This is a genomic window from Anabaena sp. CS-542/02 (assembly GCF_028331085.1).
Taxonomy (GTDB): Bacteria; Cyanobacteriota; Cyanobacteriia; order Cyanobacteriales; family Nostocaceae; genus Anabaenopsis; species Anabaenopsis arnoldii.
The window spans coordinates 1-8,127 of sequence record NZ_JAQMTM010000159.1; the positions used below are offsets into that span (position 1 = coordinate 1).

Genomic DNA, 8,127 nt, shown 5'->3' on the forward strand with positions numbered 1-8,127 from the left:
AGCGAAGTCGAAACCGCGATCGCCCCTAATGTTCCCTTCGACTACGCTCAGGGAACATACTACACTGATTTCGGTGGTTGAGCGAAGTCGAAACCGCGATCGCCCCTAATGTTCCCTTCGACTGCGCTCAGGGAACATTGACTTCGGTGATGGCTTATTCCCATTCCCACCCCCTTGTCTTCCAAGTCTTGCCCTCACGACAATGTAAAAAACCTACCCCTGTGAGGGGTTAGGGCGGGGTAAAACAATATTTGATACTTTAATCATAACTTTTAAAACATCATCTTAACTGGGGTTAGATAATATTTACAGCGAATTGCACAACAAAATACCATCCAGGTATCAGGTTTTTTCGACTAGGGTATATAGAATGGGAAGATGTAAAAGGTCGCCTATGCTGTAACTGGTAATTTGTATGGTGCCAGATATTATTTTCTGCTTAAAAGAAGCTGCTCTCTACTATATATGGAAAAAATATTCCACACCGCAAAATACTGGGGAATGTTTCGTCAATCCTCCCTGTGGCTGTGCAAATCCTGGGAAAGAACTCCAGTGTGAAGACTGTATATATCTAGAATCTTGTTTGTCTCACATCAAACTGGGTCATCAACCAACTCCATAATCTGGGCAATCTGCTACCATGGGGTGATAAAAAGCTAATTGTCCCATGGATAGCACCGGGAGGAGTGGCTTATTTATCCTCACGTTGGTAGTAATCATAGTTGTAGGAATTGTCTGAATGACGCTTGTGTCCATTGGCAACTACACCTAAGACATTAATCGGTGAATTTTTCAGATCGGTTAAAGCCTGCTCAAACACAGAACGGTCTGTTTTATCCATCCTGGCGATCATCACCACACCGTCGGTTTGGGGAGCGATGTAATTAGTATCAGCTAGCCCCACAATGGGAGGAGCATCATAAATCACTAAATCAAAGGTATCTTGAAACTGTGCCATCAGTTTTTTCATTTTCCCTGATGAGAGTAACTTAGGTGCATCGGGGGGAATAGGCCCAGAAGTAATGATAGATAAGTCATTCATAGCAGGTAGCGGTGTGACTACATTTTCTATAGACATATCCGTGGTAATTAAACTACTCAACCCCCAGAGATTACTTAAGTTTGCCAACCTATGAATACTAGGGCGGCGCAAATCTGTATCTACCAGTAATACTTTTCTCCCCATAGATACAGCTACCTGAGCCAGATAAAAGGCAACTGTACTTTTACCGTCACCTTGCATGGAGGAGGTGATGGTAATAGAACTGATGGGAGTATCAGAGCTTAATAATTGTATATTTGTGTAGAGCAGCCTGATGGCTTCGATAAAATTGTTAGCGTAATTGGTATAGCCTCGTTTGGCTACTGTGGTTCTCTGGGTAGTTGTTTCCATCTGCCCATCGGAGAATTGCATCAAAGCATCTTTGAGTTTGAGGGTTGGGGATTTACCCGGCTGGATTTCTTGGTTGAAGGGAATATTCCCTAATACAGGAACTTTGATTCTTTCTTTGAGGCTCAAAGCATTGTGATAAGTATGATCTAGCTTTTCTATGAGTAAGGCTGCACCAATCCCTAGGGAGATACTCGCGGCAATTCCCAGAATAATATCCCGGATAATAGTTGAAGAGGCTATAGGACTTATGGGTAGGTTAGGTAACTGAATTAATCGCCAACCTTGTTCCGTCTGAGAGGTTTGAATGAGCAAATCTTCCCGGGCAGATAAAAAGCGATTCAGACTTTGATTAGCAATACCTAAACGGCGTTGTATTTCTGTATATTCTCGGATGAGGGTGGGTAATTCCCGGCGTTCTCGTTCTATAATTCGGCGATTGTTTTCTAGTTCTTGTTGATTAAGTTCTAAGGATTTGAGTAATTTATCTGCTTCTGCTCGCCTGGTTTGGATATATAGTTGTGATTCTCGCTCGATTAATGGTTTGAGGTTGCTCTGTTTTTCCTTGAGTGTAATTAGGGTGGGGTTTTCATCTTGAAAAACAGCTGATTGTGTGGCAATTTGAATATCTAATTGGCGCAATTCTTGATTTAATGTCCGATATACAGGATAGTTATCCAGGACAGACCTAACACCATCTTCAGTTTGTAAGAAATTCCAATCAGCACGAGCTTGGGCTAGTTGTAGTTCCAGTTGTTGCAGTTGTTGAGTTAAAGTTGAGGTTTGTCCTGCAATTTCACCAGCTAGGACTTCTGGACTGAGAAAGTCATACCTACGTCGGAACTGTTCTAATTCTTCCTGAACCTGGTTGACGCGTTTTTGTATATTGGGTAGTTCCTCATCTAGATATTTTAAACCTTGACTGAGGGTAATTCGCCGTTGGTCTTGACTGTAGGCTAAATAATCTTGGGAAATTTGCTCTAATACATCTTTGGATTCCACTGGGTCTTCGCTACGATACCTGACCTGGATAATTTTGGTTTCTTCACCTAGACGGGTAATGGTTAAACCATTACTCAGATATTCATAGTTGATGTTTGGATAGTTAGTTTGTAACTGTTTAATGCTGTTTTGTAGAACTTGAGGACTCAAGAGGACTAGAATTTGAGTTTCGTAATCTAAACTACTTCGACCCGATGGGTTGATGCTACCCTCTAAGTTTAACACTCTACTGTTATAACCCACAGGTTCAGCCAGCATCTGAAACCGGCTTTCATATTCGGGGGGTTTGGGATTTAAGTAAATATTTAGACCTACACCTGTGAGCACAGCTGTGGCCACTCCCACAACAACTACAACTCGACGCCGTAACAAACTTAAAAATTCTTTATAATTCCAATCCTCCCCTTGGTGCTGATTTTCCAGAACAGGGGAATAGGGAAAAAATGGTGTGATGGAGTTTCTCGTCTGTTCAGGATTTAGGGGTTTGTTAGTTTGGTTGTGGATCATAGACATATTTAATACTGAAATATCACTAAATAAAAAGCTTGAGTTAAGTATTTTGACTTTGAATCGAAGGTAATCTGTATTTATATATACTTGATAGCTTAATTTACGGTTTCCCTCATGACGAGTTGTATCGTTTATTCTTAAAAGTCTATCTTAGGTGATATATTAACGTTAAATTTATTTTCTGCCTATTGTAACTTTTAAAAACTCCGCTCACCTACACCCTAAACTTTGGCAACACTCTCAGAGTATGAAGAATTTCCAACAGACCTACAAACCATTAGGACTGTCGCAGGTAGATACTACAAACAACGGTGATAATTGTTCTGTAGAGCAAACAATTAAGTTATCTGTAGTCACACAGTTTTTTCCCCCAGACTATGCTGCTACAGGACAATTAATTGAGGAACTTGTGCAGCAGTTAGAACAACAAGGGGTAGAGATTAATGTCTTTACCAGTCAACCGGGATATGCGTTCAGGGTGAGTAAGGCTCCCCGTGTGGAACTGCGTGAGCAAACTAGGATTCATAGGTCTCGGACTGCGCAAATGTGGCCTGGGAGAATTCGCGGTAAGGCTGTAAATGGACTTTTATACACCATTCGTGCTTTTTTATATCTGCTCGCACCTTGGCGGCGAAGTAATGTATTGCTGATCACGACAGCGCCACCATTCTTACCCCTTGTGGGTTATTTGGCTAATGTGCTGTGGAAGTTGCCCTATGTTTGTATAGTCTATGATTTGTATCCAGATGTGGCGATCGCACTGGGTGTATTATCAAAGCAGCACTGGGTAGCAAAACTTTGGCAAGGGTTAAATCAGCGAGTTTGGCTCAAAGCTGGGGGAATTGTGGTTCTCAGTCCGGAGATGAAACAACGGGTTGTAGAGTACTGTCCCCAGGTGGCCCATAAAGTTTCTGTAATTCATAGCTGGGCTAACCCAGATTTAATTGTACCTATTGCCAAATCAGAAAACTGGTTTGCTTGGAAGCACAAGTTAGTCAATAAGTTCACTGTCCTGTACTCTGGGAATATGGGGCGATGTCACGACATCGATACTTTGTTAGTAGCGGCCAGAGAATTACAACATGAGTCAGTGCAGTTTGTCTGTATTGGTGGGGGTGCTAAACGGGAAGAGTTGATTGCTAAAGCTTTTGAACTAGGGCTAAGTAATTTTACATTTTTACCTTATCAAGATAAGGAAGATTTGGGCCATTCTCTCACAGCCTGCGACCTGTCTTTGGTGAGTGTTAGCCCCAGCAGCGAAAGTTTAGTATTACCTAGTAAGTTGTATTCAGCATTATCATCTGGGAGGCCATTGGCGGTAGTTTGTTCACCCTACTCTAGCTTAAGACAAATAATTACCGAGGCTGAATGTGGGGCGGCATTTGACCATGGGGATGGTCAGGGACTGGCGGAATTTATCCGTTTATTGCAAAATAACCAAACACTAGCAGAACAGATGGGTAAAGCCGGTCGTGAGTATCTACAATCCCACTTTACACCGCAAATTATTTGCCAACAGTATCTTGAGGTTTTACTACAAACAGCGAATATTAAAAAGAGTAAAAATTGTTGAAATTAATGCTTGAATGTGTGGTACAATAAAGTTGTGTGATACAACCAGATAAATCTAAAAAGGAAATAATTCCTAATAGGGTTTTTCATCTCAAGCTTATTAAAAAAAAGTAATAGTTACTCTCGGCATAGGCTGATTTTTATGGAGTGGGCTTTGACGGTCTAATTGATCTCAGTTTCTCCAAACGTAACCTTCCTATTGATTTTGATATTAGGGGGCCGAATTGCCCAGTAGGTGTGACCGCGATCGGAAACGTTCCCAACGTAGAGCTATTTACTGTCCTATCCATAGTTGTTATCTAGATAGTGTCAGTCGCAAATATAAACTATTAACAGATGCAAAAATTAATCAAAAAAATCCCGTCCCGATGGTGGAAAAAATATCATACTCCCGCCTATCAACAAATTGGAGTAACTATAAATCACAATCTGGGGTTAGTAGTTTTAACCTTTGTAAGTAATCTGGTGGCTGCACTGTTAGAAACTTTGACCCTGGGGATAATTTTTTTGGCTTTGGGGGTTTTACAAGATAATCAACTACCTGAGTTACCCAGTGCGGTTACATCAGCTTTACCGTGGTTAGCCCAGAGGTGGAGGGGAGAAAGCCAAGGAATTTTTTTAGGACTGATTGGGTTGGCGGTGTTCTTACAATTGAGCCGCAGTATCATGACTTATGTGAGCGCAGTAGCTACAGGGGATTTGACCGCGCGGATTCAAGCACAGATGACAGAAACCATCTTTGCTCGTATCATCAGTTTGAGTTTTCCCTGTGCTAGTCGCTATAAAGTGGGGGATTTAACTACCTATGTGGGTCAAGCAGGTAGCACAGTGGATTTACAAATGAGACTGTGGTCGGGAGCTTTGACTGGGGTAATGATGGTGCTGGCCTATTCAGTGACGGTGCTGACAATTTCCGTCCCGCTGTCGGCGGTAGCTTTATTATTATTTATCTTCTTGGTGTGGTTCCAGAGGTGGTTAATACCCCGGATTCGAGCCGTGGCGATGAAACTTTCCCAAGCTCAGGTGGAAGTTAATAAGGATATGGTGGAAAATATCCAAGGTTTGCGGTTAGTCCATACCTTTGGTCGTCAGGAGCAAACTATTGACCGGGTGAAACACTTGCAGCACCAGGTGTTAGAATTTTCACAGCGGCAAGTGAGGTTAATGTCTATAACTGGTCCTTTAAATAATGCCCTGACAATCTTTTTAATTGCAGGTTTGTTAGTCACGGGTTCTTTGCTGCTCAAACAGGGAGACAGGGGAGTATTACCAGCTTTAGCGACCTTTGTTCTGGCTTTAAATCGTTTGTCGGGTCAAGTCCAGGGATTAGCAGGAACTATGAATGGTTTGGCTGAGAATTACGGGCGGATGGGGCGTTTAGATGCCATTTTGTCCAGCCAAGACCAGGAATTTACTCGTGGCGGTGGAGAGGTATTTGAGGGTTTGCAATCCTGTATTAGTTTTACAAATGTGACTCTGGAGTATGATGGCACTTCTACCCCGGCTTTATCAGAGGTATCATTTAAGTTGCCTAAAAATACAGTGTTAGCATTGGTGGGTGAGTCTGGGGCGGGTAAGTCTTCCATCGCCGATTTATTGATTGGACTATATGCACCAACAACAGGGCAGATATTAGTAGATGGTTTAGATTTACAAACTTATAGTTGGGAAAGCTGGCGGAGTAAGTTGGGTGTGGTTAGCCAAGATACTTTTATTTTTAATCAGAGTATCCTAGAAAATATTCGCTATGGACTACCGACAGCTACAGATACAGCAGTGCAGGAAGCCGCACGGCTGGCTCAGGCTGACCAGTTTATTCAGGCACTCCCCCAAGGATACCAGACAGTGGTGGGAGAAAGGGGTTATCGTCTGTCGGGGGGACAACGACAACGCCTAGCTTTGGCTAGGGCAATTTTAAAGCAGCCGGAAATTTTGATTTTGGATGAGGCTACTAGTGCTTTAGATAGTCAATCGGAGCGGTTGGTACAGGAAGCACTCAATCAGTTTGAATGCGATCGCACGGTGTTGGTAATTGCTCACCGGTTGTCTACCATTGTCAATGCTGACCAGATTATAGTCATGGAACGGGGGCGAGTAGTGGAACAAGGGCAACATCAGGATTTATTGACATTGGGGGGTAAATATGCAAGTTACTGGGCGTTGCAGTCAGCTAAGGTTGAGGTGCACCACTAGAAGGAGATTTGGATGTAGTAAGAGGATGTTTGATAAGTCATGATGAGTGTATCAACTATTGTTTGACCCCACCCTACCCTTGTAAGGGGAAGAGACTGGATTTGATTGTTTTTTGTGTGTTCGGTGTGTTCGGTGTGTTCGGTGTGTTACCTGTTACCTGTTACCTGTTACCTGTTACCTGTTACCTGTTACCTGTTACCTGTTACCTGTTCCCTGTTCCCTGTTCCCTAAGATGAAAATTACTCAATCTAGCTCAATCCTGGTGACCGGTGGTACTGGTTCCTTTGGGAAAAAATTTGTAGAAATGTTACTGGCAAGTTTCCCTGATATTCATCGACTGGTGATATATTCCCGGGATGAATTGAAGCAGTATGAAATGGCGCTCCAGTTTTCCCCAGATCAGTATCCAGGATTACGGTATTTTTTAGGAGATGTCAGAGATGAGCAACGGTTAACCCGTGCTTGCGAGGGTGTAGATATTGTGGTTCATGCTGCGGCACTCAAGCAAGTACCCACGGCGGAATATAATCCCATGGAGTGTATTAAAACTAATGTTTTGGGCGCTCAAAATGTGATTACCGCCGCCTTAGATACGGGGGTAAAGCGGGTGGTAGCCCTATCAACAGATAAAGCTGCAGCGCCGATTAATTTGTATGGAGCCACAAAACTCTGCTCCGATAAGTTATTTATTGCTGCCAATAATATTAAAGGCAAAAGGGATATTTCCTTGAGTGTGGTGCGTTATGGCAATGTGATGGGGTCGAGGGGTTCGGTGATTCCCTTTTTCTTACAGCAGCGCCATGGGGGAGTATTACCTATTACTGACCCCCAAATGACTCGCTTTAATATCACTCTGGAGGAAGGGGTAAAAATGGTGCTGTGGAGTATTGAGAACGGTAGGGGAAGTGAAATTTTTGTCCCCAAAATTCCTTCCTACAGAATTACCGATGTAGCCACAGCTATTGCTCCCCAAGCTGAACAAAGGGTAGTAGGGATTCGACCGGGGGAGAAAATCCACGAGGAGATGATTACCAGTAGTGATAGTTATAATACCTGGGATTTGGGTTACTATTACGCTATTTTACCCAGTGAAGTTAGTGATAAGTTAGAGAATTATTACTGCCAAACTGGGGCGGTGAAGGTTCCCCAGGGATTTAGTTATAATTCTGGTAGTAATGAGACTTTTTTAACTGTGGAGGAACTCCGAGAGTTAATCAGACAGCACGTTGACCCGCAGTTTACTTGATGATGATTTGATGATGACGTTTGTTACTATCGGCATTAGAGGTTGTTTCAAAAGTTTTTTATTGTTATCAATGAGAGGATGTTTGTCAAGTCATGATTAGTGTATCAAATATTTTTAGATCCCCCTAAATCCCCCTTGAGAAGGGGGACTTTGACTCTAGTTCCCCCCTTTTTAAGGGGGGTTAGGGGGGATCAAGAAGTGTCTAAAATCACCT

The 8,127-nt window shown here is 42.7% G+C and carries 4 protein-coding genes; 3 read left to right on the forward strand and 1 reads right to left on the reverse strand.

Annotated elements, in window-relative coordinates:
* Nucleotides 1-691: 691 nt before the first annotated feature.
* Complete coding sequence (locus PN447_RS16640) at nucleotides 692-2,905, reverse strand: GumC family protein (protein ID WP_271764126.1); 2,214 nt, start codon at nucleotides 2,903-2,905, stop codon at nucleotides 692-694.
* A gap of 244 nt (nucleotides 2,906-3,149) precedes the next feature.
* Here PN447_RS16640 and PN447_RS16645 point away from each other — a divergent pair, with 244 nt between their 5' ends.
* The 3 genes from PN447_RS16645 (at nucleotide 3,150) to pseB (ending at nucleotide 7,913) form a co-directional block, all read left to right on the forward strand.
* A complete protein-coding gene (locus PN447_RS16645) occupies nucleotides 3,150-4,475 on the forward strand; it encodes a glycosyltransferase family 4 protein (RefSeq protein ID WP_271764127.1) in 1,326 nt (441 codons plus the stop codon).
* 335 nt (nucleotides 4,476-4,810) lie between these two features.
* Nucleotides 4,811-6,667 carry an ABC transporter ATP-binding protein gene (locus PN447_RS16650; RefSeq protein WP_271764128.1) on the forward strand — a complete coding sequence of 619 codons (1,857 nt, stop codon included), beginning with the start codon at nucleotides 4,811-4,813 and terminating at the stop codon, nucleotides 6,665-6,667.
* Between the two features lie 232 nt (nucleotides 6,668-6,899).
* Complete coding sequence (gene pseB / locus PN447_RS16655) at nucleotides 6,900-7,913, forward strand: UDP-N-acetylglucosamine 4,6-dehydratase (inverting) (RefSeq protein ID WP_271764129.1); 1,014 nt, start codon at nucleotides 6,900-6,902, stop codon at nucleotides 7,911-7,913.
* The last annotated feature ends 214 nt before the right edge of the window (nucleotides 7,914-8,127 follow it).

Coding starts and splice junctions, on each gene's coding strand:
- PN447_RS16640 (WP_271764126.1), bottom strand. CDS start 2,905: ATGTCTATGATCCACAACCAAACTAACAAACCCCTAAATCCTGAACAG.
- PN447_RS16650 (WP_271764128.1), top strand. CDS start 4,811: ATGCAAAAATTAATCAAAAAAATCCCGTCCCGATGGTGGAAAAAATAT.
- pseB (WP_271764129.1), top strand. CDS start 6,900: ATGAAAATTACTCAATCTAGCTCAATCCTGGTGACCGGTGGTACTGGT.
- PN447_RS16645 (WP_271764127.1), top strand. CDS start 3,150: ATGAAGAATTTCCAACAGACCTACAAACCATTAGGACTGTCGCAGGTA.